Here is a 24,783-nt window from a genome sequence, read left to right as displayed (position 1 = left end):
AAAATAATGATGAAGCGCCAGAAATATCCCCCCCGGAATTCCAGAGGGGGATAAATAAAGCAATCAGGAATAGATGATCTGGAATGTTGCAACAGCTTCAACAGCACCCGCAGTTGGTTTATCGCCAGTTGTCAGATAATCAACACTCATAGGAATGGTGTTGTCGCCTTTTGACAGCGGAATGGTGTCAGATGCGGTACCAGAGTTAACATCCATCGCCTTACCATCTGGCCCAAACAGGCGCAAAGCCACGCCAGTTGCTCCGCCAGAACCTGCGGTGTTAGCCAAAGCACCTGCAGTTATAGCGTCTGACTGACCGCTGAAACTGATAGCGGCATTCGTATAAGTGCTGACATCGCAGTTAGTCAGGGTCACGTAGAACGGCTTAGACTGGCCAGAAACGGCATCTTTAGCGCCGAGGCTTTTCAACGTAATTTGATCAATATGGACAACCTGGTCTTCAGATTCCAGGGCAACAGCGCACGGTGCGTCTACCACAGAACCCATAAACTTAATATTACCACCGTTAACGGTCGTAGTGCTTGCCGCCTGTGCACAGGTAGCGCTTGCCATAATAGATGCCATAACTACAGCTAACATATGCTTCTTCATTTAAAACTCCAGATACCTATAATAAAAAAGAAAAATCCTGTTCTCACAAATAAAACATTATTTTTCAGCGAAAAAACACTCAGCATGTTGTAACAATATTTTATTTACAAGGGTATTTTTACAATATTAACTTTTTAGTCAAAATGAAATACGATCCTTTCTTGGATCCTAAATAGGATATTGTTTAGAAGGACAATACCCTTAGCGGCACTTAGAATTACAGCATCAGCATGGAAAACTGTCTTTCCCATTAAGGAGACATATATTATCTCTCGGAGTTTTACCGTGAAAATTATTACTATTTTACTGCTTGGCTGCACTGTCGCCGCCACCTGCCAGATGGCTCACGCAACGGTCAATATTGGCGGAACACGCCTCGTCTATGCAGGTGCAAAAAAAGAAGTGTCACTCAGCGTTCGTAATCCAGACAGTAGTCCTTATCTTATTCAGACGGTTATCGATAATCTTGAGAGTAGTCAGCAAAAACCGCCCTTCATCATCACCCCTCCGCTTTATCGCCTTGATGGAGGGAAAGAAAACCTAATGCGCGTTATCCAGTCAGGCAATCTTCCACAAGATAAAGAGTCCATGTTCTGGCTACGTGTTAAGGCAATCCCATCTGCGCCACGTGAAAAAAATACGTTACAGATTGCGGTATCAACCAGCATTAAACTGATTTATCGCCCGGACTCGCTGAAAAACCTGGACGTAGAGAAAGAAAGCGACAAACTCAGCTGGCATATTTCCGGCAACCAACTGAATATCAACAATCCGACGCCCTGCTACATTAATTTCAATGAAATAAGTGTTGCCGGAAAAAAACTTACGAATGTCTCCTATGCATCACCGGGCAAAACAACATCGTTTACGCTCCCTGCGGGGGTTAATTCCGGAAATATTCAATTCAGCGTCATTAGCGACTTCGGCGCTGTGGGCAAGATGCACTCAAAATCTGCTTAAATGGCCATTACTATGTTCAATGTGAAAAAATTCTTTTTATCATCAACAGCCTGTATTTTTCTTACTGTCGTCTCGGCTCACTCCGCGTTTGCCGCTGACCCAGTACAAATTACCGTAACGGGCAATATTGTCGCCTCACCTTGCGTAATCGATACGGGAAGTGAGTCGTTAAACATCTCTTTAGGCGATCAACTGCAAAGCGCCGATCTGAACGCAGCAGGAAGCGGTTCTGCATGGGTACCAATTAACGTCGTTTTCAAAAGCTGCCCGGCGGGTACTTCAACCATAACCGCGACATTTCATGGCACAGCCGATGCTGGCGATCCTAACACGCTGTACAGCAACACGGCGGTAGATGCGGGAGAAGACAAAGCGGCTAAAAATATCGCTGTTCAGCTTGAAGGTTTGGCTAATGAAGCTTACGGCAATGGCAAAACGGCGACTATTGATATTGCCTCCGCAGGCACGACACCCACCTTTAAGATGCATACTCGCGCTTTCAGTAAAGACGGTGGCGCGACACCGGGAAAAATCAGCTCCGTTATCACGATGTCATTCACGTATAACTAACAAACGGGTTTTTCTCTCGGATGCGGCTCAAGGATGGTCGTTTTCGGTCTTTTTTTCATTGTAGGGTGCTGAAAGGGATATCATGATTTTCTCTCGCTTTGCGTCTTTGCTGGCTGCATTCAACGCGGTTTCCTCATCGCCTGTACGTTAAACATCCTTCATCCTCTCAGCCTCTATAAGATAACATGTTATATATTGCGTGTGCCCATGGTGTCATTTATAACCTTGTTCTCACTTCCACTACTTTTATCAACCTCTGAAATACTCGTAGTGATATTTCTCAGGGTATGTTGTACGCTATGAAACCTGAAAATTATATTATAAAACTTATACATGAACTCTCTGAACCGGAGCGCGTCAGGGTAGGACACCAACGGCAAATCATTTCATTGGATCAGCATGAAAAACCAATGACATTCATACTCCATTCCGGCATCGTCGCCGTCTACCGCACGAGAGACCGGCTTCTGCTGAAGTTTATCGAAGCCCCGATGATCGTTGGTATGAATAATCTTATTGATACCAATGCGGGATTTTATATGCAGGCCTGCGGTGAAATTAGATATGAAATCAAACCGCTAAAATCTACATTTGCAATTATTAACAATCGCAATCTTTGGCAGGAGGCCGCCTATTCGTATATGTACGCCATTAAACGATTACTGGAAGCTCATGAAACTTCGGTTGGGTTGTCTACTTATGAGTTAATTCGCCTTAATCTTGTGTCACTGATGACAGAGAAGGAAGACCTTCGTCTGTCTGTTAATGCCTGTGACTACATACAGGAAAAGACTCATCTTTCGCGCAGTCGAATTATGAAGATCCTGAGCGATTTGAAAACAGGCAACTATATTAAAATTGAACGTGGGCTCTTAATGGCAATAAACAGGCTTCCGGATAACTACTGACCCGGTAAACCAGGTTTATTTGTTCTGCTCCGCCAACCATGCCATTGCCCTTTCTCCCGCCTCATCCACTGGTAAATACACCAGCAGCCGCGACCCGTTTCGCGGCGCGGAGTACCAGTACATCTGCTGCAGCGTAAAATCCCCCAGCTCGGGATGGGTAAACAGCTTGAGCTGGTTCTCCACGCCGCGCACGTCGTTGCGCTGGTGCCACAGGGTTTTAAACTCTTCCGACACCGCAAAGAAGCGCGCCAGTTTGGCCTCCCACAGCGGATCGCCCCGGTGCTCGGCCATCGCCGCCCGGAAATAGGAGACAAATATGGGCAGCACATCGTCACGTCTGCCGAGACGAGCGCGCCACGCCGGATGGGTGAGGAACAGGTAAATACAGTTGCGGTCTTCCGGCGGAATTTCATTGAAATCGACGCCCATAAGGTGCCCAAAGCTGTCGTTCCACGCCACGATGTCGAAATTCGGTTTCTGAATGCTGGCGGGTTTAGGCATCAGCGTATCCAGCAGGCGGCGCGTGCCCTCGCTGATACCCTCGCAGCAGACCGCCTGCGGGGCTTCACCCGGCGGCAGCCCGGCTAACACAAACAGGTGTCGGGCCTCGGTCGGAGTGCATTGCAGCGCTTTTGCCACAGCCGCCATCACCGAGCTGGACGGATTGACGTCCCTGCCCTGCTCAAGCCAGGTGTACCAGGTCACGCCCACATCCGCGAGCATCGCCACCTCTTCCCGGCGCAGACCCGGCGTGCGGCGACGACCGCTGCGCGGCAGGCCGAGACGCTGCGGATCGAGGCTTTCACGTCGCGCGCGTAAAAATGCCCCCAGCTGTTTTCGGGTGTCATCCTGAAGTGAGACGACGGGTTCAGACATCAAGGCCATAAATCCCCCTGCATGGTAGTGCCAGTACCAGTATAAGCAAGAACTGGTACCCGTTTATCAGATGGTTGATGCTACGACCATCTGTTGAATGACGCAATGGAGTTACCATGAATACGTCAGTTGTTTCACCGGGCCGCGCTGGCCTGATATTGCTGCTAACCGGCCAGATGCTGCCGATGATTGATACCTCAATCACCAACGTCGCGCTGGACGCCATCACCCACTCGCTGAACGCCACCGCCACCGAGCTGGAGCTGATAGTCGCCCTCTACGGCGTGGCCTTCGCCGTCTGCCTCGCGCTCGGCAGCAAGCTGGGGGATAACTTTGGCCGTCGGCGTCTGTTCATGTGGGGCGTCGCGAGCTTTGGCCTGGCCTCGCTGCTCTGCGGGATGGCGGGCAACATTGAACAGCTGCTGGCCGCGCGCATCGTCCAGGGGGCGGGAGCCGCGCTGATCGTGCCGCAAATTCTTGCCACGCTGCACGTGACGCTGAAAGGTACGGCGCACGCTAAGGCCATCAGCCTGTTTGGCGGCATCGGTGGGATTGCGTTTATCGTCGGACAGATGGGCGGCGGCTGGCTGGTGTCGGCGGATATCGCCGGGCTGGGCTGGCGTAACGCCTTCTTCATCAACGTGCCGATCTGTCTGGTGGTGCTGGGGCTGAGCCGCCATTTCGTACCCGAAACCCGTCGCGAGACGCCGTCACGGATCGACTGGACCGGAACCGTGCTGCTGGCGATCATTCTTTGCTGCCTGCTGTTCCCGATGGCGCTCGGCCCCCAGTGGCACTGGTCGTGGCCGCTGAAGGTTATGCTTCTCGCCATTATTCCGCTGGGCTGGCTGACGGCGCTGAATGCGCGCAAAAAGGAGCGTGAGAATGCCCATCCGCTGATCCCGCCTCGCCTGCTGCAGCTTCGCAGCGTTCGCTTTGGCATTCTGATTGCGATGCTCTTTTTCAGCGTCTGGTCCGGGTTTATGTTCTGTATGGCGCTGACCATGCAAACCGGTCTGGGGATGGCACCGTGGCAGTCCGGAAACAGTTTTATCGCGCTGGGCGTAACTTACTTTATTTCGGCGTGGTTCGCGCCGAGGCTGATTGCTCGCTACAGCACCAGTACCATTCTGCTGACGGGTCTGGCGATCCAGATTGCCGGCCTGCTGGCGCTGATCGCTACGTTCCGCGTCTGGGGAATGGAGAATACCGCCCTGACGCTGGCGCCCGCGACCGGGCTGGTCGGCTACGGGCAGGCGCTGATCGTGAACAGCTTCTACCGCATCGGGATGCGCGATATTCAGCCTGACGACGCGGGGGCCGCGAGCGCCATTCTCAGCACGCTGCAGCAGGCCGCGCTGGGGCTTGGCCCGGCCATTTTTGGCGCGATTTTGCTGCACGCGCTGCAAAACCATCACGGGGATTACACCCAGGCGGTGAACGTCTTCCTGATGGTGGAAACGGCGATGATGGTGGCGCTTGCCCTGGCGACGCTGCGCATCCGCCATAGCCTGTGCCTGCCGGTGGTGAAGGTCTGCCAGGCCACCAAATAAGCCCGGGAATTTGCATAATAGATCCGCAGCCGCCATTATGGGGCTGCATCAATACAGGAGACGTTATGCAGGAATTAATTGCTCAGGTTGAAGAGTTAGGCATTGAAATTAATCACACCACCTCTTTAGTGATTATCTTTGGTATTATTTTTCTTACCGCCATCATCGTTCATTTTATTCTGCACAAAGTGGTGCTTCGCGCTTTCGAAAAGCGCGCGCAGGCCAGCAGCCATTTATGGCTGCAGATCATTACCCAGAATAAATTATTTCACCGTCTGGCCTTCACCCTTCAGGGGATAATCGTCAACGTTCAGGCGGTACTGTGGCTGCAAAAGGGCAGCGAAGCGGCGGAAATTCTCACTACCTGCGCAAAGCTGTGGGTCATGGTGTATGCCCTGCTCTCCTTCTTCTCGCTGCTGGACGTGATTTTTAATCTGTCGCAGAAAATGGCCACCGCGTCACAGCTGCCGCTGAAGGGGATCTTCCAGGGCATCAAGCTGGTGAGCGCCATCCTGGTGGGGATATTGATTATCTCCCTGCTGATCGGCCAGTCCCCGGCGATTCTGATCAGCGGTCTGGGCGCCATGGCCGCCGTTCTGATGCTGGTGTTTAAGGACCCGATACTCGGACTTGTGGCCGGGATCCAGCTTTCCGCCAACGACATGCTCAAGCTCGGCGACTGGCTGGAGATGCCGAAATACGGTGCCAACGGCACGGTAACGGACATCGGTCTGACCACCGTTAAAGTGCGCAATTTTGATAACACCATCACCACCATTCCGACGTGGGCGCTGGTCTCCGACGCCTTTATCAACTGGAGCGGCATGTCGGCCTCCGGCGGGCGACGCATTAAGCGCAGCCTGAATATTGATACCACCAGCATTCATTTTCTCGACGAGCAGGAGCAGCAGAAACTCATTCAGGCGAAGCTGCTGAAGCCCTATCTGGCCGCGCGACATGAGGAAATTAGCCTGTGGAATCAGAAGAACGGTGAAGGGGAGTCAGTATTAAATCTGCGTAAGATGACCAATATTGGGACCTTCCGCGCCTACCTGAATGAATATCTGCGCAACCATCCGCGTATTCGCAAAGATATGACGCTGATGGTGCGCCAGCTAGCGCCTGATGCGAATGGTTTGCCGATTGAAATATATGCCTTCACCAACACGGTGGTCTGGGCAGAATATGAGGAGATTCAGGCCGACATCTTCGACCATATTTTCGCAGTGGTGGATGAATTTGGGCTGCGTATTCACCAGTCCCCGACCGGGAACGATATTCGCTCGTTGACCCTACAGCATCGGTGAGGTGGGTTGCCGGGCGTGAAGGCAGGTGCAGTCTGGTGCCCTCACCCCGGCCCTCTCCCACGGGGAGAGGGAGAAAAGCAGATCACTTTTTGCGGGAAAGCTTAAACGCCACAAACAGGAAGATAACCCACACCGGCAGCAGCATCGCCGAAAGACGCATCTCATCCATGGTGCACATCAGCACCAGAATCAGTCCGAGGAAAGCGATACAGATATAGTTCCCCGCCGGGTAAAGCAGCGCTTTGAACTGCGTCTCGCGTCCCTTGCGGCGCATCGCGGCGCGAAAGCGCAGGTGCGCAAGGCAGATCATGATCCAGTTCAGTAGCAGCGTGGCAACAACCAGCGCCATCAGCAGGCCAAAGGCCTCTTTCGGCAGCAGATAGTTAATCAGCACCACCAACGAGGTGATAGCACCAGAAAGGAACAAGGAATTCACCGGCACGCCGCGACGGCTGACGCGGGTGAGGAACTTCGGCGCGTTGCCCTGCACGGAGAGGCCGAACAGCATGCGGCTGTTGGAGTAAACGCCGCTGTTATAGACCGACAGAGACGCCACCAGAATGACGAAGTTCAGCGCCGAGGCCACCACGTTGCTGTTCAGATCGTGGAAAATCATCACGAACGGGCTGCTGTCGGACTTCACTTCCACCCACGGATAGAGTGCCAGCAGCACCACCAGCGAGCCGATGTAGAACAGCAGAATCCGGTACACGACCTGGTTGACCGCTTTGGGAATGCTTTTATGCGGGTCGCGCGCTTCCGCGGCGGTAATGCCGATCAGCTCTAGTCCACCGAAGGAGAACATGATCACTGCCAGGGAGAGGATCAGCCCTTTCCAGCCGGTCGCCAGGAAGCCGCCGTGCTGCCACAGGTTGTCGATCGTGGCGCGCTCGCCGCCGTGGCCGGAGAACAGCAGCCACAGGCCAAAGCCGATCATCCCGATAATCGCCAGCACCTTGATCAGCGCAAACCAGAACTCGGTTTCGCCATACAGGCGCACGTTGACGAGGTTAACGGCGTTAATAATGATGAAGAAGGCCGCCGCCCAGATCCACGTCGGAACATCCGGCAGCCAGTACTGCATGTAAATGCCCGCGGCGGTCAGCTCCGCCATCCCCACCAGCACGAACATTACCCAGTAGTTCCAGCCGGACAGGAAGCCTGCAAACGGACCCCAGTATTTATAAGCAAAGTGCGCGAAGGAGCCTGACACCGGCTCTTCAACGACCATTTCACCAAGCTGGCGCATGATCAGGAAGGCGATAATCCCGGCGATACCGTAACCCAGCAGCACCGCCGGGCCAGCCATCTGAATAGCGGGGCCGATGCCGAGAAACAGCCCGGTACCGATCGCGCCGCCAAGGGCAATTAACTGAATATGTCGATTTTGCAAACCACGTTGCAGCGTCGGATTCTGATCCGACGAGGCTTCAGCGCTACCATGGCCTGAAGCGGATGACGCGTCTTTCACGTCCTACCCCTGTCTCTTTTTTAGAAGGGGCACGTTTTAACACTTCATGCTGGAGGTAGCAAGGGATTGGGGCATCCCTGCCCCGGATAACGAGATGGAACGCTTAAAACGCGTAGCCAACCGAAACCTTAAAGGTGCGCGGTTCGCCCTGCGTAATATAGGTACCGGAATCATCCACGCTGGCCCAGTAGTTTTCATTGGTCACGTTGTCGATGCCCGCGCGAACCGTCATCTGGTTTTCATTGTGGTTCACCGCGAAGCGATAACGCATTCCCAGATCCAGCGTGGTGTAGCTGTCCAGCTTTTTGGTGTTTGCCAGGTCAGCGTACTGCGCGCCGGAGTGGTTCACGCGGGCGGTGGCGGTCAGGCCGTCAATCGGCTTGATGTCGTACTCAGCGCCCAGCACGGCGTAAAAGTTCGGAATCCCGATCGCATCGTTACCCTGATTCACGCCATTTTTGGTTTTGGTCAGTTCGGCCTGCAGCCAGGTAGCGCTGGCGTTCAGACGCATCCCCAGCGCGGGCTCGCCGAAGACGTTCAGCTCCACGCCACGGTTTCGCTGCTCGGCGTCCAGGCCGTAGTGGCCGCTGTTGTCGAGGATCGCCGACGGCATTTTGATTTCGAACAGCGCAAGCGATCCGCCCACGCGGCCGAAGTCCGCCTTCACGCCCACTTCGTTCTGCTTAGAGTGAACGATACCGGTGCTCTGGCCGTAGTTGGTGGCGGTGTTAGGTGCGGTTTTGCCCGGCTGCAGCGCTTCGGTGTGGTTTGCATAAAGGGAAATTTCCTCCCACGGCTTGTAGACCACGCCGTAGGTGGGCATCCAGCGGCTACCGTCGAAACCGTCCGCCGCGTTTTCCGCACCGGTGACTTTGTTATACCCGCGAATGACGACTTTCTGATGGCGGGCACCTGCGGTGAACAGCAGCTTGTCGTCCAGCACGCCCAGCGTATCGCTCAGCAGCCAGCCCTGGGTACGGGTGCGCCCGCTGGTCAGCGGATCGCTGTACTTTCCGCCGGAACCATTGAAGTTGGTGCTGTCCGGCATATCGACGCCGGTGTTGTGGTAGATGTTGGTGGTCGGGTTATCTTTCGCCGCCGACATTTTCCACGCGATTTTTTCGTTTTTGGTCATCGCCGAATAGCCAATGTTGACCTTGTGCGAGACGAAGCCTGTATTGAAATTACCGCGAACGCCCGCCATGCCGCTGACGGAATCGCTGATGCGGTTGGTGTCGAGACGGCTGACCGTTGCCTTGCCGCTTTTATCCACCAGCTTCGGCGCGCTGTAGATGCCTTCCTCGTGCGCGTGCTGCGCGCCAAGACCGGTATAGGCGGTCCAGCCGTCGGTGATGTCGTACTCGCTGCGCCACATCCCAAATTCGTTTTCGATATTGCTGTAGGCCCACTTCTGCGAGAAGTTGCGATCGTTTTTCGGCGGCTCCGGAACGAAATCCACCGCGGAAATATTGACGCTGGTCGGGCTGCCGTGGAAGGTTTTCTTCTGATAGCCCAGATCCAGCGAGGTGCGGAAGCGGTCGCCGGTGTAATCCAGGCCGGTAGAGAGTAGCGTGGTGCGGCGGCGGTCATTCGGTATGCCGGTTTCCCCTTCGCGATGAACCAGGTTCACCCGCGCGCCGAACTGGTCGCTGTCACCGTAGCGACGGCCCGCATCCAGCGTGGTGCCAATCTGGGAATCCGAGGTGTAGTCCACGCCGACTTTCGCCTGCGGGAGTTCGCCCGCGTGTTTTGGCTCAAGGTTAATCATCCCGCCCACGCCGGAGCTTGCCGCGCCGTTCATCAGCGAGTTGGCCCCTTTGAAGATCTCGATGCGGTCAACCATCTGGGTATCCACCACCTGGCGCGGCAGCACGCCGGACAGGCCGCCAAAGGTCATGTCGTCGCCGTCGAACTTCAGGCCACGGATGCGGTAGGTCTCCGCGCTGTTGCCGTACCCCTGAACGAACTGCACGCCCGCGTCGTTCGCGACGACATCGGCAATGGTTTTCGCCTGCTGATCTTCCACCAGCTTCGAGGTGTAGCTGATGATGTTGAACGGCACGTCCATGGCGTTCTGCTGGCCCAGCATCCCCATGCGCCCGCCGTTCGCCACCTGTCCGTCAAGAAAGGCCGGTACCAACTGGTCGCCACCGGGTTTGAAATCGCTGGCTGGAGCAGTCTGGACAACAAGGGTGTCCTCTTTTTGATTGTCCGCCGCGAAGGCGGAATGTGTCGCCGCGGCAACGGCGAGCGCCAGCAGCGTTTTGTGCATGATGGTGTTGTTCATCGTTAACTCATTTTAAAGTGCGCGCAAAAATGACCCGTTGTCGGGCCTTAGAATGTATTGAATGCAATGCAAATGAGAACTATACGCATTATCTATGCGTTAGCAAGTGTAACCGCGTTCATGAGGAGATTTGGCGAGAAAAGAGGGGGAACGGCCACCCCGCTTCGGGGGTGGCTGCAATAACATTATTTTTTCTTGTAGATATTGGCCGTACCGTGAATTTTATTGTTGGTGTTCCCTGAAGTGAGCACCAGGACATCCGCACCTTGCTTATCGGCTTTCTCAATCAGTTCTTTTTTCGCATCATCCACCGATACTTCATTCGAGGTGTTTACCGTACCGATTTTTTTATATTGAGATGCAACTTTCTTGAACTCGCTTTTAGTGAGTAGCTGGGCAGCAAAAGCATTGGTCGTAAACAGTAACGCCGTTCCCAACAAAATAGCAGTCGTCTTTTTCATAACCTTTTTCCTTGAGATTAATCAGCAACTACGAAAAACCTCACGCATTGTGGTGAGGTTTTATGAGCATGGTAGAGAATCTCAGGAATTGCCATGCGTTCGGGAAAAATCTTTTATAACAACCCGTTGCATGAAATTACTAACGAATATTAAGAATATTCGAATACCCGCGCGGTGCCAGCAATATCAATGCGTACCGCCGTGCCCGGGTTCCATCCTGGCTGGCTTACGGTCTTCAGAATTACGGGCTGCTGCTGCCCGGCTAATCCCAGGGTGAGCGTTGACAGCTGGCCGGTGAAGTCCACGTCGAGAATCGAGATCGGGCTTTCATGCGCTGCACATGCCGTCACGCGTAATTGTTCAGGACGCATCATTACCCTGCCCTGTCCTGTCGCCTGCGCGTTGTCCGTCGGCACTTCACCCAGCGCGCACACGGCATACCCGGCAGCGAGCTGAGCAGGGAGGATCACGGCATCGCCAAGAAACAGCGCCGTCTCTTCGTCAACGGGACGGGTGTAAACGTCATAAGGCGTCCCGACCTGCGTGAAGCGCCCGGAGCGCATGACGGCAACCTGCGTGGCAAAGGACAACGCTTCGTTCTGATCGTGGGTGACCAGAATCGAGGCCACGCCCGCTTCGGCCAGCAGATCGGCCGTTGCCTTACGCGTCATCGCGCGAAGGCCGGTATCCAAAGCCGAGAATGGTTCATCCAGCAGCATCAGTGAAGGACGCTGTGCCAGCGCACGGGCAAGCGCCACGCGCTGCTGCTGTCCGCCGGAAATCTCGTGGGGCCAGTGCGTTGCGAGCTGCCTGTCCAGAGAAACCATCTCCATCAGCGCCTCAACGCGCTGGCGCTTCTCGTGGCGAGTGCCGTCCAGCCCCCAGGCGATGTTGTCTGCCACATTGAGGTGCGGGAACAGCGCACCCTCCTGAGGCACAAAACCAATCCGGCGCAGGTGGGCGGGAACAAAACTGTTTTCATCGAACAGCGTTCTCCCCTGCATGACAATGCGCCCGGTGTCAGGCGTTTCGAACCCGGCCAGAATACGCAGCAGCGTGGTTTTCCCCGACCCGGACGGCCCGACAATCGCCGTCCTGCTCCCCGGCGCCACGCTCAGGTTTAAGCTGTCGAGCACCTGCACATCAGAAAACGATTTAGAAATGGCGGTTAATTCAAGCATGTCATAGCCCTGCAATTTTTTTCGACTGCATATAGAGAATGGCGGTCAGCGGGAGTGAAATCAGGATCATCAGCATCGCGTAAGGCGCGGCGGCCACATAGTCAATTTCACTGGTCAGCGCCCAGAATCCGGTGGAGAGCGTGCGCGTGCCCAGCGGAGAGAGCAGCAGCGTGGCGGTCAACTCGTTGCTGACGCCGAGGAAAACCAGCGCGGCCCCCGCCGCCGCACCCGGCGCGGCCAGCCGCATCGTGACGCTCCAGAGCGCCTTCGCGGGCGTGCTGCCCAGGCTGCGCGCCACGTTCTCCAGCTCGACCGGCGCCTGCGCAATCCCCGCCCGCAGGTTGATGAGCGCGCGGGGCATAAACATCAGCAGGTAGGCAAGGAACAGGGTAATTTCCGTCTGGTAAATGGGACGAGCGAAATGAATGGTGACGGTGACCAGCGCCAGCGCCGTGACGATGCCCGGCAGCGAACTGGTGATATAGATGCACCCTTCCAGCATCCGGAAGATGCGGTGCGGATAGCGAATACCCAGCCACGCGATGGGGATCACGCACGCCGTCGTCAGAAGCGCGCCGCCCACGCCGAGCATCAGCGTCTGGCGCAGGGAATGCCAGAGATCGGCACTCATCCAGTTTTGCACTCCGCCGAGCCAAATCCAGCGACACAGGACAATTAACGGCACGCCCAGCGCCAGAACAATCAGCACGATGAAAAACAGCTGGCCCAGCGCGGCGGCCGCAGGCTTCAGCGGCCAGCATTTCTGCTCGCGCGCGGCCCCGGCGCCAATGCGCGCGTAGCGTGCTTTTCCGCGCGTCACGCCTTCCAGCATTAATATAGCCAGACAGCACAAGGCCAGCACGCCCGCCAGCATGTTCGCCGCCGGGCCGCTGAAGGTAGACTGGAACTGGTCATAAATTGCCGTGGTGAAGGTATCAAAGCGGATCATCACGTACAGGCCATATTCCGCCAGCAGGTGCAGCGCCACCAGTAGCGCGCCGCCGCAGATAGCGAGCTTGAGCTGGGGCAGCACCACGCGGAAAAAGACCCGCCACGGCGGCGTACCCAGCGAAGCGGCGACATCTTCAAGCGTCGGGTCAAGGCGACGCAGCACCGCCGCAACCGGCATATAGATAAACGGATAGTAGGCAAGAACCGAGAGGAACACGCCCGCGGAGAGCCCGTGCATGGACGGGACAGCGCTCACCCAGGCGTAGCTTTGCACAAACGCGGGGATCGCCAGCGGGGCGACCGCCAGTGCGGACCAGATCCCTCGCCCGGCAAGCTGCGTGCGCTCCGTGAGCCAGGCGATTGCCACGCCCGTCACGATACACAGCGGAACCGCTAAAGCCGTCAGCCACAGCGTGTTGCTGAGCAGCTCAGCAACACGCGGGCGAAACACCAGCGCCTTAATGGTTTCCCAGCCGGTCTCAATGCCAATGGCAATGATAAACCCCAAAGGCAGAAGCGCCATCAATGAAAACAATACAGCTAACGCAACCATCGGCAGTGCAGGACGCCTGCGGGCAGGCTCCTGCACTCTGTTTTTTCCGATGTCGAGACTCAGACCAGACATAAGACGTTCACTTCACTCTCAGGATCACAGCAGGCCGGCTTGCGTCATCAGCTCGATAACTTTTTTACTGTTGAGCGTTGAAGGTTCAACTTTCGGCGCATCAAGATCTTTCAGCGGGACCAGTTTCGGGTTTGAGGCCGCGTTCACGCCCACGGCATATTCAAAGGCGTTGTTGGTCCGCAGGCTTTCCTGGCCTTCTTTACCGGTAATGTATTTGATGAAGGCCTGCGCCTGCGCTTTGTGTTTGCTGGACGCCAGCACGCCGCCGCCAGAGAGGCTCACGAACGCGCCCGGATCCTGGTGTTTGAAGTAGTAAAGCTGGGTGTTTTTGCTGTTTTCACCGGTTTTGGACTGATCGACAAAACGGTAGTAGTGATAAATCACGCCGCCATCAATCTGACCGGCATTGACCGCTTTCATCACGGTGCTATTGCCTTTATAGGCAACGAAATTGGCTTTCATCGCCTTGAGCCATTCCAGCGTGGCCTTTTCGCCTTTCAGCGCCAGCATCGCGCTCACGATGGCCTGGAAATCCGCGCCTGACGGTGATGCCGCCCAGCGGCCTTTCCACTCGGGTTTTGCCAGATCCATCAGCGATTCAGGCAGCTGCTGTTCGTTCAGCTTTTCCGGGTTATACACAAACACCGTGCTGCGGGCCGCGATGCCAATCCAGCGGCCGTGCGCCGGACGATATTCTGCCGGTACCTGCTTCAGGGTGTCTGCATCCAATGGCGCAAACAGGTTGGCGTTATCCACCAGCACCATTGAAGGCGAGTTCTCCGTCAGGAATACGTCTGCCGGGGACGCGCTGCCTTCCTGAACCAGCTGGTTACCCAGCTCGCTGTCATCGCCATTACGCAGAGTGACTTTAATGCCGGTTTCTTTGGTAAAACCGTCAACCCACGACTTCACCAGGTTTTCGTGCTGCGCGTTATAAACAACGATACCTTCGTTGTTATCAGCGGCAACCGCTTGTGTGGAAAGGAAAAGGGATGAAGACAACAAGGCAAGCGAGAAGCAGGACAGCAGGCGAGAATTCATGAACATATCCTTTATAGACCAACGGGATTAACGACTCATAGCTTTGTGGGACAGGATTAAAGCATACAACAACGCTAATGATAATTAGTATCAATCTGGTTTAGTCGTAAAAGTGTAAAATTTCTTTTTAGCAGATTTTAGAATGATAAAAATCCAAATTTTAATGAGAGATAATTTTTAGATTAAGAAAACCTTAAGCCTGCCTACAGTGAAATTCATTAGCCTTCTATTCATTATGACGCGAAGGTAAATCTGTTATTCATGCGCCCGGCAGATATAAAAGCCCCGATCTTGCGGGGCTTTTTATGCTTATCCGGAGGTCGCTAAATTTATAAGGCGACTAATTTAAAAAGCATCACATAACCGCATGAGGGGCATACATAGGATAGGTGAAGAACAATAAATGCACGCAGTTCAGCCCAAAATGGAATAACGTTGCAACCCAGAGCCTGCCGCTCCACATCCACGCCAGGCCGTAAATAATGCCGGAGAGGCTGGCAAAAATAATCAGTAGTAAACCGCCGCTATAATGCATCAGTCCAAAGATGACTGAGGCAATCAACAGCGCGACAACAGGATGAATAATCCGGGACAAGCGTTGCTGCAGGTAGCCTCTGAACAAGGCTTCCTCAGCCAAAGAGACGAAAAAAATATTCGCAAGGGCAAATTGAGCGAACCATTCAGGCGCATGCGGCTCAATTCTAAGTCCGCCCAACGCAACAGCCAGAAGTAACAGCACGGGTATCGCAAGAACCAATATTCCCCAGCCGACCTTGCCCGCTTTATAGAGGGGTTTTGCGACGAATAACGTTGGCATGCACGTAATTAAAAAGAACGGCACCACTGCCTTGTCCATATTAAAGTACATACTGAACGGTATGCTTTGCGGACCTACGACGACAGCATCCAGCACTTTGGGGTTATGAAAACCCGGGATCAGATGCAAAACCAGGGCAACGGCGATGGCCACGCACAGGCCTTCGACCAGATATGTATATTTATTATTTTTATTACGTAGCCATTCAACAACAGACCAGCCAACAACGATTGATGCAATAACCAGCAGCGCCGGGGCGTCAAGAATGCCCTGTTTCCAGCCCAGAAATGCCGTTAATCCCAGCATCAGGTAAGCCAGGCTTTTATTAAGGGAGAGTGCGGCAAGCGAAGTTGCGAGTAGATACCACATAAATGTCCTTCTTGACCGGTAAATTTTAGGGGCGATGTCCCAAATATGTCCCACAACGGAAATCAGGAGGATGTGAAAGAGGCGTAACTCTATGAAATGAAATGGCACGCCCTGTAGGATTCGAACCTACGACCTACGGCTTAGAAGGCCGTTGCTCTATCCAACTGAGCTAAGGGCGCACTGATATGCGTGTACTTCGCGGTGGTGAAACGCGAAGAATTATACGGTCAATGGCAGGTGAGTCAATGCCTTTTCCGTTTTCAGGGCCAATTACCGCTAGCCGATTGTAAATACGGCTATTTTCTCAACATTTCGTCCTGTTTCACCGTAAAATTTAGCGCTGCGAAAAGGCTTAGTTGCATTTAAGTAACGCCTGCTGTTTTCCTGACCGTCAGCTCGTCACACTAGAGTCAGGTATCCCGGCCGCCTGGAGGCTGACAGACAACAGGACAATGGAGTGACAGCGCAAAACCTGATCGATACGCCCCCCCGGTTACAGTACATTTCTCAGGACATCGTCGGCATTAAGCTTGAGCCCATCGTCGCCCTTTCCTCCTTGCGCCAGGTTGGCGTGGAGGTCCTTAGCGTTCTGTCCGACACGCGGGACAGCGAGAACTTTTTTTGCGATCGCTCCGCAGAGTGGTCGATAACGCTGCTTGAAGCGCAGCTTGCCGCGTTAAAAAATACGCCGCACGGTCATAATCTTTTTATTAATCTGCCGATAACCGTCCTGACAGAGCCCGCGTCTTTTCAGCGACTTATCCGGTTGCCAGGCGTGCCGCTCAATATTGAGATTGTCGACCTCGCGTCCTTTTTGGCGCTTTCCCTCGTAGAGAAGCAGCATGTCGTTCAAAATTTGCGGCAACTTTGCAAACAGGGACACGCTATCTGGCTTGATGACGTGGATGACGTCACAGTGCAGTCGTTTTTATCCTGCCGACTCCCGTTAAGCGGCATCAAAATAGATAAGGAAGCATTCTGGCGTTTACGCGACACCCCTGCGCTGAGGCAACTGGTTTCCCTTTGCTTTCAGCTTGCCGGGAAAGTGCTTATTGAAGGTATTGAGACTGAACGCGATCGTACCTGGGCACTGCAGGCAGGCGCAGACCTCGGCCAGGGATATTACTGGCCGTCCTGGACATGGCCGGAGGATTAAAAAGCCATTTCCAGGAGGGAGACCATGCGAATGACAGTGCGCCGTTACCGGCGGCGGCGTACAGGAAGTGATGCACTGGGATTTACGCGCTCACCTTTTGCTCCCCCCTTTTTCGACCGGCTCGAATTTTTGAGCCAGTCCATCAGCCAGCCCCGCAAAACCGACGCCCCGTTTATCCTTCTGGTGACGGAGGATCACTACCTGCGCACCGGTTTTCTCCACGGGCAGTTTCCCCTGAGCAGCTGCTGCGACTACGCCACGCTGGACGACGCCCTTATCGCTCAGACGCAGTGGCCCTCAGCCCGTCTGGTCGTGGATATTGAAAGCCGATCCACGGGGCTTCTGGAGAAACTGGATCAGTTGAGACGGCATAGCCTGTTTTCTCCGTTCCTGACGCCCTGGCTGTTGGTCCGGGCCGATAATTACGACACCCGCCTCTTCTGCAAAGCGGCAGGTCCCTTTCATGTGCTCGAACGTCAGCTGAACGCCGCCGCGCTCCAGCACAGCCTGCAGGATCCCCTCCCTCCGCCGGGTACCGAGAAAGACTGGTTCTCGCGCAACGAATGGCCCATTCTGCAGGAGCTTTCCCGGGGCAAGACATTGCGTCAGATTGCCCTTATGCAGAATCGCCCCTATAGCCGCATTATCTATCGTCTCAGCTGCATCCTCCTAAAGCTGGGGCTAAGCCATCGCCAGGAATTGCTGCATCTTCTTAATAACCTCTCAGACTGCACGTTTTCACTCACCTCCTAACCCCTTATTTCCTAAAGCGGTTTAAGAATTTACTTACCACTTGCGTTGCGAAAATGTTAATTTTTAACAATATAATCGAATTTATAACTATTCCTAATTTATGGGCGCGAACCTTGTGAAATGCCACAGATTAGCGGAACGGCAGCACTTTCCTCCATCCGTTAAGCGAATGCAGAAGGCGTTAACAAGATGATAATGATGTAAAAACAAGCAGCTTAGCGACAACTGCCAGGAGTAAAAAGCAAAGCGGGCAGCACGTTCTCCTGTGCACCAGACGCCGTTATCCGGATCGGCGTAAGCACTTTCAGATGAAGGTCAGACGGCCTGCGAGGGCAATTTTCAACCTCACTTTTGCGGGTTCGTCCCTTTCAAAGAGGCGTATTTTTGTTAACAATTAATCAACATACAGAGATATCTGTTATTTTTTGTTATTACATAAAGATGAAAAAATGCGGTAAATGAGATAACAGGATATTTCCGCTAAATTTAAAAAAATAGCGATTCAGATCCAGAAGATAATACAAACCAATACCCTCATATTAATTTACAGGGTTTTCGGAAAAAACTTACCCTGTATAATAAGATGCGTATCAAATATGAATAAGAAAAACCTTTTTGCCAACACCAGCCTAATGAGATGACCGCGCTGAGGCATAGTTCTTTTCATTACGTAAACAAGGATGCTTTCGCTCTTTCCAGGGAAATACTACGGTATAGGGATCTGCACATTATATCCTTCCGGCATTTCGAGAGTTTTACCAAACTCTGCATAACGCTTTTAACAATCTGAGGCATTAAAAATGAAACCGGCATCCGTTATCATTATGGACGAACATCCTATCGTCAGAATGTCGATAGAAGTCCTGCTACAGAAAAATAAGAATATCACAGTCAAGCTCAAGTCTGGCGATAGCCATGAAGTCCTTGACTGTATCCGCAATCACCCTATCGATCTGGTGATCCTTGACATTGAACTCACGGGCACGGATGCTTTCGCTTTACTTAAGAGAATCAGAAACTTAAACAAGAACATTAAGGTTCTGTTCCTCTCGTCTAAATCAGAGTTATTTTACGCGGGTCGCGCCATTCGCGCCGGGGCAAATGGCTTCGTCAGTAAACGAAAAGATTTAGGTGAGATCTACAACGCCGTAGAAATGATCCTGATGGGCTATTCCTTTTTCCCGTCGGAAACGCTGAACTTTATAAACCACCTGGGTTCAGGGAAAGGGATGGCAGTAGATATGCCATTATCGAATCGCGAGGTCACGGTATTACGGTATCTGGCGAATGGATTATCCAACAAGGAAATTGCTGAACAGCTACTATTAAGCAACAAGACCATTAGCGCGCACAAATCCAATATTTATTCCAAGCTGGGTGTGCAAAGCATCGTGGAATTAATTGATTACGCCAAAGCCCACGAGCTGCTATAACCTGAATTCACTCCCTGCAGCTTATCTGAGCTGCAGGGAGTGCGGTCAGTGCTAATTATAATTAATCATGAAGGTGGCATCCGCATCAGCCCGTCCGGGCTGAGGGTTATCGGCAGTGGCAATATAATTGGCATAAAATGACAGAATCGCATTTCCCTGCGCATCAACCGAGACCGGCTGGCTGGCCTGCTGAAGCGCCAGCCGCGTTTTATCCGCATCCCTGATCTCAACGGCGACATTGCTTGCAGTACTGGCGTCATTCAGCGCCAGCAGGCCGCTATTGCTTCCGTCGGCTTTACCCGAAAACGTAATGGACGCCGCGCCCGGCGGGCAGCCGGTCAGCTTCAGCGTAAACGGCATCGGCTGCGTGCGGCTCCCGGTGGTGCTGAGCTGTTTCGTGGGCCAGGTGCCCAGCGGGACGGCCTTGTCGCTGTCGCTGCCCTCGGCAACGCAGGTAAAATCGACGATATTGCCGTAGAGCCGAATGTTAATCTCGCCCAACGCGGTGTCCGCCTGAGCCTGCGTGCAAAGCGCAAAGAGCGCTACGGTGAGAAAACGGATCCTGTTTCGCATATCGGCTCCTTAGTCGTAATCCACGCGCAAATACCCGCGCGAGGTGAAGCGCCCTTCCGCTGGCTTATTGCCCGTCACGCTCACCGGCCAGACCCGGATCCCCACCTGCGCCTGCGCGCTGTCGTCGAGACGGAACGGAATTTTGCTCGTCAGGTTGTTGGGCGTCAGCGGCGCCCCGCTCTCGTTGGCAATGATGAACCCCACATCCGGGTTATCCGACACCAGCACATTATCAGAGACTTTTTCCGCCTCGACGCGCATCGTCAGCATGGCGTTTGCCTCCACGTTGGTGCATTTAATGGCGATGGTTTTGCTTTGCGATGAGACCCCCTCCGGCTTGTTACCCACGCCCGCCTTGCTGAACAAGGAGGCACCAATGTCGCCGAAATCAAACTCCACCACGTTACCGGCATTAATGGCGCAGCTTTGCGGCACCTGAATGGTTCCGCTGTAGCTGATGGTATAGACCGGAGTGGTTAACGGATCGGAAGAGGTAGTGGTGACGTAAACGCGGAACATGGTGGCACGCGGGATCACCACCATGTTGATAAAACGCCGGGTCACCTTAAGACGGAAGACCAGGCTGGAGTCCTGAACGCCAAACGGTTTGTTTTTGGAGACGTTAGGATGGCTCCCCATCTGGATATAGCTTTTTGGCGGGTAAAACACGCCAGCATAGCTGTCCGTAATTTTCATCGCCCCGTCCAGATAGTCGTTAAGCTTCAGATACTGATAGCCATCGCTGGTCCCCGTTACCGGATAATCGGTCACATAGCTGCGCTTGGTGGTATTCCCGGTCGTGCCCTTCGGGCAGACGGCATTCACCCCTACCCACTGCGATTTCTCGCTGAGCGTCACGACCTGCCCAATCTGGTTATTCGAGCTGTTGAATTTATCCGTCAGGTCGTAATGCACTTCCGTCGGCACGCCTTTTTCATTGACGCACACGGTCGCTAATGCGTTTGTCGCGGGCAGTAACGCCAGCAGCGACAAGGCAAAGAGTTGAGTTTTAATCACAGCCGATCCCCTTAAGTGTGATTGCCTGTTGCAGGCTCTGTTCAGACAAGCTGTAAGGTGCGCGACACTGGGACTGCGCCCCGTCGCCCCACTGGATCAGCAGTTCGCCCTCCAGCGGCAGCCCACTCAGGTAAATTTGCCCGTCATCCCCCACCATGCTGGTGACGCCGCTTTTGGTCTCACGCACCACCGCGCCGAACGGCACCGGCTGGTTGCCGCGCGTTACCGTCAGCAGGGCGCGCACGCCAATGCGGGTATCAAAGCTGGCGCGTACCAGCGCGCCTTTGGTCGGCACCACGCTGCTTACGTTGTTTTCGATATCGGTGTTGTTGCTCATGGTGTTGGTATCCAGCGCCACGCGGTTGTAGCGATAGACGGTGGCATACGGCATCACCGCGTAGCCTCGCCAGTCGGTTTTCACGCCGGTCTGGTTTTCAATACTGACGCCCGATGCCCCCGGCGCTTTGATCAGCACGTTGGTGTCGCCCAGCGGCTGGCTGAAGGTCACGCCGTCGGCGTGGCCGACCACCCCGCCGGAGAGCTGCCAGTTGAGATCGTGCTGGTCGCGGGAATAGTTGTAGCCAACGCCCAGCGTGCCGTAGGTCGCCTGCCAGTTGGCGCTGGCGCTTCCGCTTGCGCCGTTGGTGCTGGCGTGTCCCTGGGTCACGCTGTAGTTCAGGTTGCGATCCTCCAGCAGCGTTCCGCTGACGCCGGTTTGCCAGCTTGTGTCGCCATCGCTGTTTCGACTGGCGGATGCCGTAGCGTAGGCGCGGTCAATCGCGCTGTCCCGGCGATAGCCCTGACGGGTAAAGAGGCTGAACGGCACGGAGACGTTAAACGACGCGATCCGATCGGTGCCGTCTATCCCAACGGATTTGTTCCACGACCACGAGACGGAGTAGTTGATCCCCTTCACGCCGCCCGCATAGCCCAGCTGGTACCAGAGGTTCGTCTCGTCTGTTCCCCAGTAGGTCTGCTCGCTACCGGAGATATAGACCGAGCCGTAGTCACCCAGCGACTGAGAAACGTTGAGCTGGAAGCGGCCTTTTTTATTCCACGTCAGGTTGTGATAGCTCTGCACGTCCGGCACATCGTTATCGTTCTGGCTCTCGGCATACTGATAGCCCTCCATTGAGCGCCAGGCGACATCGTCGAGGGTGTAAAACCCTTTTGTGGAGTAGCGGTAGCCCAGCAGCTGGAAGTTAGTGCCGAAGCCGTTAAGGGATTTCGCGTAGAGGAAGCGCAGAGACTGCCCTTCATGCCTGCTGTCGTCCGCGAGCTGGCTGCGGGCGTGGGTGATATCGAGCGAGACCGCGCCCCAGTCGCCCAGGTTTTTCCCGGCCCCGACGGCTACCGCGGTATAGCGTGACGCCAGCTGCGTACCGCCGTAGAGCGTGTAACCGTTGGCAAGACCGGTAATCAGGGTGCCCTGAGTGAAGAATGGCGTATCCTGATCGCTGTTACCGCTGCGGTAATCCCCGGCAACGAGGTCATACTTCCAGCGCCCTTCACGCTGCAGAAGCGGCACGGTGGAGTACGGCACGGTATAGCGCTGCTGGGTGCCGTCTTTCTCTTCAACCGTGACTTCCAGGTCACCGCTTGAGGAGGTCGGGTTAAGATCGGTAATCGCAAATGCGCCCGGCTGGACATAGCTTTGATAGATAACGTAGCCGTTCTGGCGAACCACCACTTTGGCAGGCGTACGGGCGATCCCCCGCACGGTCGGCGCGTAGCCCTGCAGGCTGTCCGGGTACATGCTGTCAGACGAGAAGAGCCGCCCACCGCGAAAACCCATGCTGTCGAAGACGTCATTCCCGGTATTGCTGTCGCCCAGCACCAGTTCGCTTTTGAGCGGGATGACGGTGCGCTGCGCCCAGGTGCCAATATTCTGCCACTCGCTGTGCCGCTGCCCGTTATTCTCCGTGTACCGCCATGCGCCGTTGTTACGTAAACGCCAGGCGCCATAGTTCAATCCGCTCTGCAGGTTCAGATAATAGCTGTCGTCTTCGCTTCCCCGGTTACCGGTGAAGCTGTAGTTCACCAGCGCGGCGGGAATGCCTTCATCCCACTGTTCAGGCGGAATGTAGCCCCGGGCGCTGTTTTGCAACGCCACCTGCGGCAGGCTGACGTCCAGACGCTGAGAGGCAAAATTGAATACCGTTTCGCTGCCGGGTATGGCCGTGGTCAACGGAACGCAGGTGTCGCCCTGCACCTTAGCCAGCTCGGGAAACGCCGCGACGTTGACGCCAAAGCGATCGAGCATCGCGCGCGTAATGCACGCCGACAAACCGCCCGCCACCGGCGGCGTGTTCTCGGCCTGCTCGAAACGCACGTCCTGGGTACCGATAAACTCATCGTTACGCCAGATATCCACGCGATAAACGCCGGGTGCCTGCTGGTGTCCTTGTTCAAAACGCGACAAATCCGCCACGCTGGCGGTGTCGTCGGACAAGAAGGCCGGGTTGAAATAACTTTCGCTCCAGCCAGCCTGCGGCCAGAGCGCAGCCATCAGCGCCAGTGCAACCGGGCAGTAACGTCTCTGGTGGTTTTTCATCGACCTGACTCTGCTCACAGGTTGACGCTACGCGCCGGGGTGATGGCACCGTAGTCATTCACGCTCTGCCAGGAAAGCGTACCGCTGGCACCGGCTGGCAGCACCTGCTGAGCCGAGCTTTTCGGCGCAACCATCAGGTTATCCAGCTGCTGCCCGCCCAGCTTCAGGTTGACGAGGGTGATGTAATACGGGGAAGCGTTGCTGACTTTGAGATGGCTGCCCGCGCGCTCAAACCGCAGCTGGGAAAGCGCCTCTTCCGGCTGCATCGCCAGGTTGTTCGGGCGCACAAACAGCTTGATGCGTGAGAGGATCGCCAGCTGCAGCACGTTATTGTTTTCCGTTTTCGCTTTATTCACCGACGGGATCGCCTTCACGTTCATGTAAAAGAGCGATTCGCGATCGGCAGGCAGCGCTGGCCCGGCGTAAATAATACGCAGCGTATTTTCACTGTTCGGCTCGCTGACAAACAGGGGCGGAGTGACGGCAAAGGTTTTTTCTTTTTGCCCGCTCGCATTTTCGATCCACGCGTTAATTAAATAGCGTTCCTGTTTGTTGCTGTTGGTGATCGCCAGCGACGTTTGCTTCGCCTCTGCGGGATAAATAACGCGCGTGGCCCCCAGCGCAATACCGCCGGAAGCATTTGCGCAGGCAGAAACCATCATCAAAATAAACGATAAAAAAAGTCCTGGTTTAATTAGGGTATTCATCACAACCGTACCTTTAATAATGTGTTCGCAGGTGTTATGGATAAATCAACGTAAACCAGACATCCGACTGAATTTTGCCTGGCTCGAGGTGTTCGGAAATAGCCCGATAGCGGGCGCTAAAATGGAACGCGAGCTCGCGGGTATCGATCGGCAGCCAGCTGACGGCCGTGGCATTTGGGATAATCTGACGCTGCTGTTCGTCAAAAAGCGCCAGCCCCACGCCGCTGCTGACGGGCGTTTCACCCGGCCGCGAGGTCGCCAGAAAGACCTGCGGATCTTCTGCGGGCGTCACGCCCTGAAACTGGATCCCCACGGTGCGCGAAACATCAACGCTGCAGTCCAGCAGCCGCACGGTAAAAGGCACGTTAACCGTGGAAAAACTGCCCACACCGGAAAATGAATTGGTTCGGTACTGCCCCATGTCGATGCGCATATTCTGGCTGTCGGGCGCCACGGCGCAGCCGCCGTTCACCAGTTCACCTCTGAGATGAACCTTGCCACCTTCGATCACCACGGTATGCGCCGATGCCGGGCAAGCCATCGCAAGGGTTAACAGCAGTAGTGTTCCAGTCCTTGTCATCCTTCGTTCCTGGCATTAGCG

22 protein-coding genes and 1 tRNA gene are annotated in these 24,783 nt (G+C 54.7%); 8 read left to right on the top strand and 15 right to left on the bottom strand.

The window, feature by feature from the left end; genetic code table 11:
• Nucleotides 1-63: 63 nt before the first annotated feature.
• The gene (locus IM317_RS19850; RefSeq protein ID WP_033144842.1) at nucleotides 64-612 is read right to left on the bottom strand and encodes a fimbrial protein; all 549 of its coding nucleotides are present in this window, start codon (nucleotides 610-612) and stop codon (nucleotides 64-66) included.
• A 285-nt stretch (nucleotides 613-897) separates the two neighbouring features.
• Between IM317_RS19850 and IM317_RS19845 the strand changes: the two genes are divergently transcribed.
• The 3 genes from IM317_RS19845 to IM317_RS19835 all read left to right on the top strand — a co-directional run bounded on the left by IM317_RS19845 (nucleotide 898) and on the right by IM317_RS19835 (nucleotide 3,050).
• A complete protein-coding gene (locus IM317_RS19845) occupies nucleotides 898-1,572 on the top strand; it encodes a molecular chaperone (RefSeq protein WP_033144841.1) in 675 nt (224 codons plus the stop codon).
• Complete coding sequence (locus IM317_RS19840) at nucleotides 1,573-2,142, top strand: fimbrial protein (RefSeq protein WP_049015674.1); 570 nt, start codon at nucleotides 1,573-1,575, stop codon at nucleotides 2,140-2,142.
• Between the two features lie 299 nt (nucleotides 2,143-2,441).
• Entirely contained in the window at nucleotides 2,442-3,050 is a 609-nt protein-coding gene (locus IM317_RS19835; protein WP_158002599.1) for a helix-turn-helix domain-containing protein, read from the top strand.
• Nucleotides 3,051-3,065: 15 nt separating this feature from the next.
• On the opposite strand, the gene IM317_RS19830 is transcribed toward IM317_RS19835, so the two are convergent.
• Nucleotides 3,066-3,935, bottom strand: coding sequence for a helix-turn-helix transcriptional regulator (locus tag IM317_RS19830; RefSeq protein ID WP_033144839.1), 870 nt, complete (start codon nucleotides 3,933-3,935; stop codon nucleotides 3,066-3,068).
• Nucleotides 3,936-4,042: 107 nt separating this feature from the next.
• Here IM317_RS19830 and IM317_RS19825 point away from each other — a divergent pair, with 107 nt between their 5' ends.
• Both IM317_RS19825 and IM317_RS19820 read left to right on the top strand, forming a co-directional pair.
• Nucleotides 4,043-5,479: an MFS transporter gene (locus IM317_RS19825; RefSeq protein ID WP_033144838.1), complete on the top strand. Its 1,437-nt coding sequence runs from the start codon at nucleotides 4,043-4,045 to the stop codon at nucleotides 5,477-5,479.
• A 65-nt stretch (nucleotides 5,480-5,544) separates the two neighbouring features.
• A complete protein-coding gene (locus IM317_RS19820; RefSeq protein WP_033144837.1) occupies nucleotides 5,545-6,786 on the top strand; it encodes a mechanosensitive ion channel family protein in 1,242 nt (413 codons plus the stop codon).
• A gap of 82 nt (nucleotides 6,787-6,868) precedes the next feature.
• Here the strand turns inward: IM317_RS19820 and pheP are convergent, their stop codons facing one another.
• The 8 genes from pheP to IM317_RS19780 form a co-directional block, all read right to left on the bottom strand.
• Nucleotides 6,869-8,257 carry a phenylalanine transporter gene (gene pheP / locus IM317_RS19815; RefSeq protein WP_024906896.1) on the bottom strand — a complete coding sequence of 463 codons (1,389 nt, stop codon included), beginning with the start codon at nucleotides 8,255-8,257 and terminating at the stop codon, nucleotides 6,869-6,871.
• Nucleotides 8,258-8,360: 103 nt separating this feature from the next.
• Complete coding sequence (locus IM317_RS19810; protein WP_033144836.1) at nucleotides 8,361-10,544, bottom strand: TonB-dependent siderophore receptor; 2,184 nt, start codon at nucleotides 10,542-10,544, stop codon at nucleotides 8,361-8,363.
• Nucleotides 10,545-10,729: 185 nt separating this feature from the next.
• Nucleotides 10,730-11,005 carry a DUF1471 family periplasmic protein YahO gene (gene yahO / locus IM317_RS19805; protein ID WP_033144835.1) on the bottom strand — a complete coding sequence of 92 codons (276 nt, stop codon included), beginning with the start codon at nucleotides 11,003-11,005 and terminating at the stop codon, nucleotides 10,730-10,732.
• A gap of 149 nt (nucleotides 11,006-11,154) precedes the next feature.
• A complete protein-coding gene (locus IM317_RS19800; RefSeq protein ID WP_033144834.1) occupies nucleotides 11,155-12,186 on the bottom strand; it encodes an ABC transporter ATP-binding protein in 1,032 nt (343 codons plus the stop codon).
• Nucleotide 12,187: 1 nt separating this feature from the next.
• Nucleotides 12,188-13,762, bottom strand: coding sequence for an iron ABC transporter permease (locus tag IM317_RS19795; protein WP_033144833.1), 1,575 nt, complete (start codon nucleotides 13,760-13,762; stop codon nucleotides 12,188-12,190).
• A gap of 24 nt (nucleotides 13,763-13,786) precedes the next feature.
• Nucleotides 13,787-14,803 carry an iron ABC transporter substrate-binding protein gene (locus IM317_RS19790; RefSeq protein ID WP_033144832.1) on the bottom strand — a complete coding sequence of 339 codons (1,017 nt, stop codon included), beginning with the start codon at nucleotides 14,801-14,803 and terminating at the stop codon, nucleotides 13,787-13,789.
• A gap of 355 nt (nucleotides 14,804-15,158) precedes the next feature.
• On the bottom strand, nucleotides 15,159-15,989 hold the full coding sequence (locus IM317_RS19785; RefSeq protein ID WP_033144831.1) for a CPBP family intramembrane glutamic endopeptidase: 831 nt from the start codon (nucleotides 15,987-15,989) through the stop codon (nucleotides 15,159-15,161).
• A 102-nt stretch (nucleotides 15,990-16,091) separates the two neighbouring features.
• A tRNA-Arg gene (locus IM317_RS19780) sits at nucleotides 16,092-16,168 on the bottom strand.
• Between the two features lie 278 nt (nucleotides 16,169-16,446).
• Between IM317_RS19780 and IM317_RS19775 the strand changes: the two genes are divergently transcribed.
• The 3 genes from IM317_RS19775 (at nucleotide 16,447) to fimZ (ending at nucleotide 19,331) form a co-directional block, all read left to right on the top strand.
• Nucleotides 16,447-17,145, top strand: coding sequence for an EAL domain-containing protein (locus IM317_RS19775; protein ID WP_033144830.1), 699 nt, complete (start codon nucleotides 16,447-16,449; stop codon nucleotides 17,143-17,145).
• Nucleotides 17,146-17,169: 24 nt separating this feature from the next.
• Nucleotides 17,170-17,898 (top strand): response regulator transcription factor, encoded by a 729-nt coding sequence (locus tag IM317_RS19770; protein ID WP_033144829.1) that lies wholly within the window; start codon nucleotides 17,170-17,172, stop codon nucleotides 17,896-17,898.
• An 800-nt stretch (nucleotides 17,899-18,698) separates the two neighbouring features.
• Nucleotides 18,699-19,331, top strand: coding sequence for a fimbria biosynthesis transcriptional regulator FimZ (gene fimZ / locus IM317_RS19765; RefSeq protein WP_033144828.1), 633 nt, complete (start codon nucleotides 18,699-18,701; stop codon nucleotides 19,329-19,331).
• Nucleotides 19,332-19,382: 51 nt separating this feature from the next.
• Here the strand turns inward: fimZ and sfmF are convergent, their stop codons facing one another.
• From sfmF to fimI, 5 genes are read right to left on the bottom strand one after another with little or no spacing between them, the layout of a single operon-like run.
• Nucleotides 19,383-19,904 carry a fimbria assembly protein gene (gene sfmF, locus IM317_RS19760; RefSeq protein ID WP_033144827.1) on the bottom strand — a complete coding sequence of 174 codons (522 nt, stop codon included), beginning with the start codon at nucleotides 19,902-19,904 and terminating at the stop codon, nucleotides 19,383-19,385.
• 9 nt (nucleotides 19,905-19,913) lie between these two features.
• A complete protein-coding gene (fimH, locus tag IM317_RS19755) occupies nucleotides 19,914-20,921 on the bottom strand; it encodes a type 1 fimbria D-mannose specific adhesin FimH (RefSeq protein ID WP_033144826.1) in 1,008 nt (335 codons plus the stop codon).
• Nucleotides 20,914-23,475: a fimbrial biogenesis usher protein gene (locus tag IM317_RS19750; protein ID WP_033144825.1), complete on the bottom strand. Its 2,562-nt coding sequence runs from the start codon at nucleotides 23,473-23,475 to the stop codon at nucleotides 20,914-20,916. Before IM317_RS19750 ends, fimH begins: the two co-directional genes overlap by 8 nt.
• 14 nt (nucleotides 23,476-23,489) lie before the next feature.
• Nucleotides 23,490-24,182: a type 1 fimbria chaperone FimC gene (fimC, locus tag IM317_RS19745; protein ID WP_033144824.1), complete on the bottom strand. Its 693-nt coding sequence runs from the start codon at nucleotides 24,180-24,182 to the stop codon at nucleotides 23,490-23,492.
• A 34-nt stretch (nucleotides 24,183-24,216) separates the two neighbouring features.
• Nucleotides 24,217-24,762: a type 1 fimbrial protein subunit FimI gene (fimI, locus tag IM317_RS19740; RefSeq protein ID WP_023310642.1), complete on the bottom strand. Its 546-nt coding sequence runs from the start codon at nucleotides 24,760-24,762 to the stop codon at nucleotides 24,217-24,219.
• Between the last annotated feature and the right edge of the window lie 21 nt (nucleotides 24,763-24,783).

Origin of the sequence: Enterobacter cloacae complex sp. S3, from assembly GCF_014930495.1 — a bacterium.
Classification (GTDB): domain Bacteria; phylum Pseudomonadota; class Gammaproteobacteria; order Enterobacterales; family Enterobacteriaceae; genus Enterobacter; species Enterobacter asburiae_B.
This window is presented reverse-complemented; position numbering and strand designations above follow the sequence as displayed.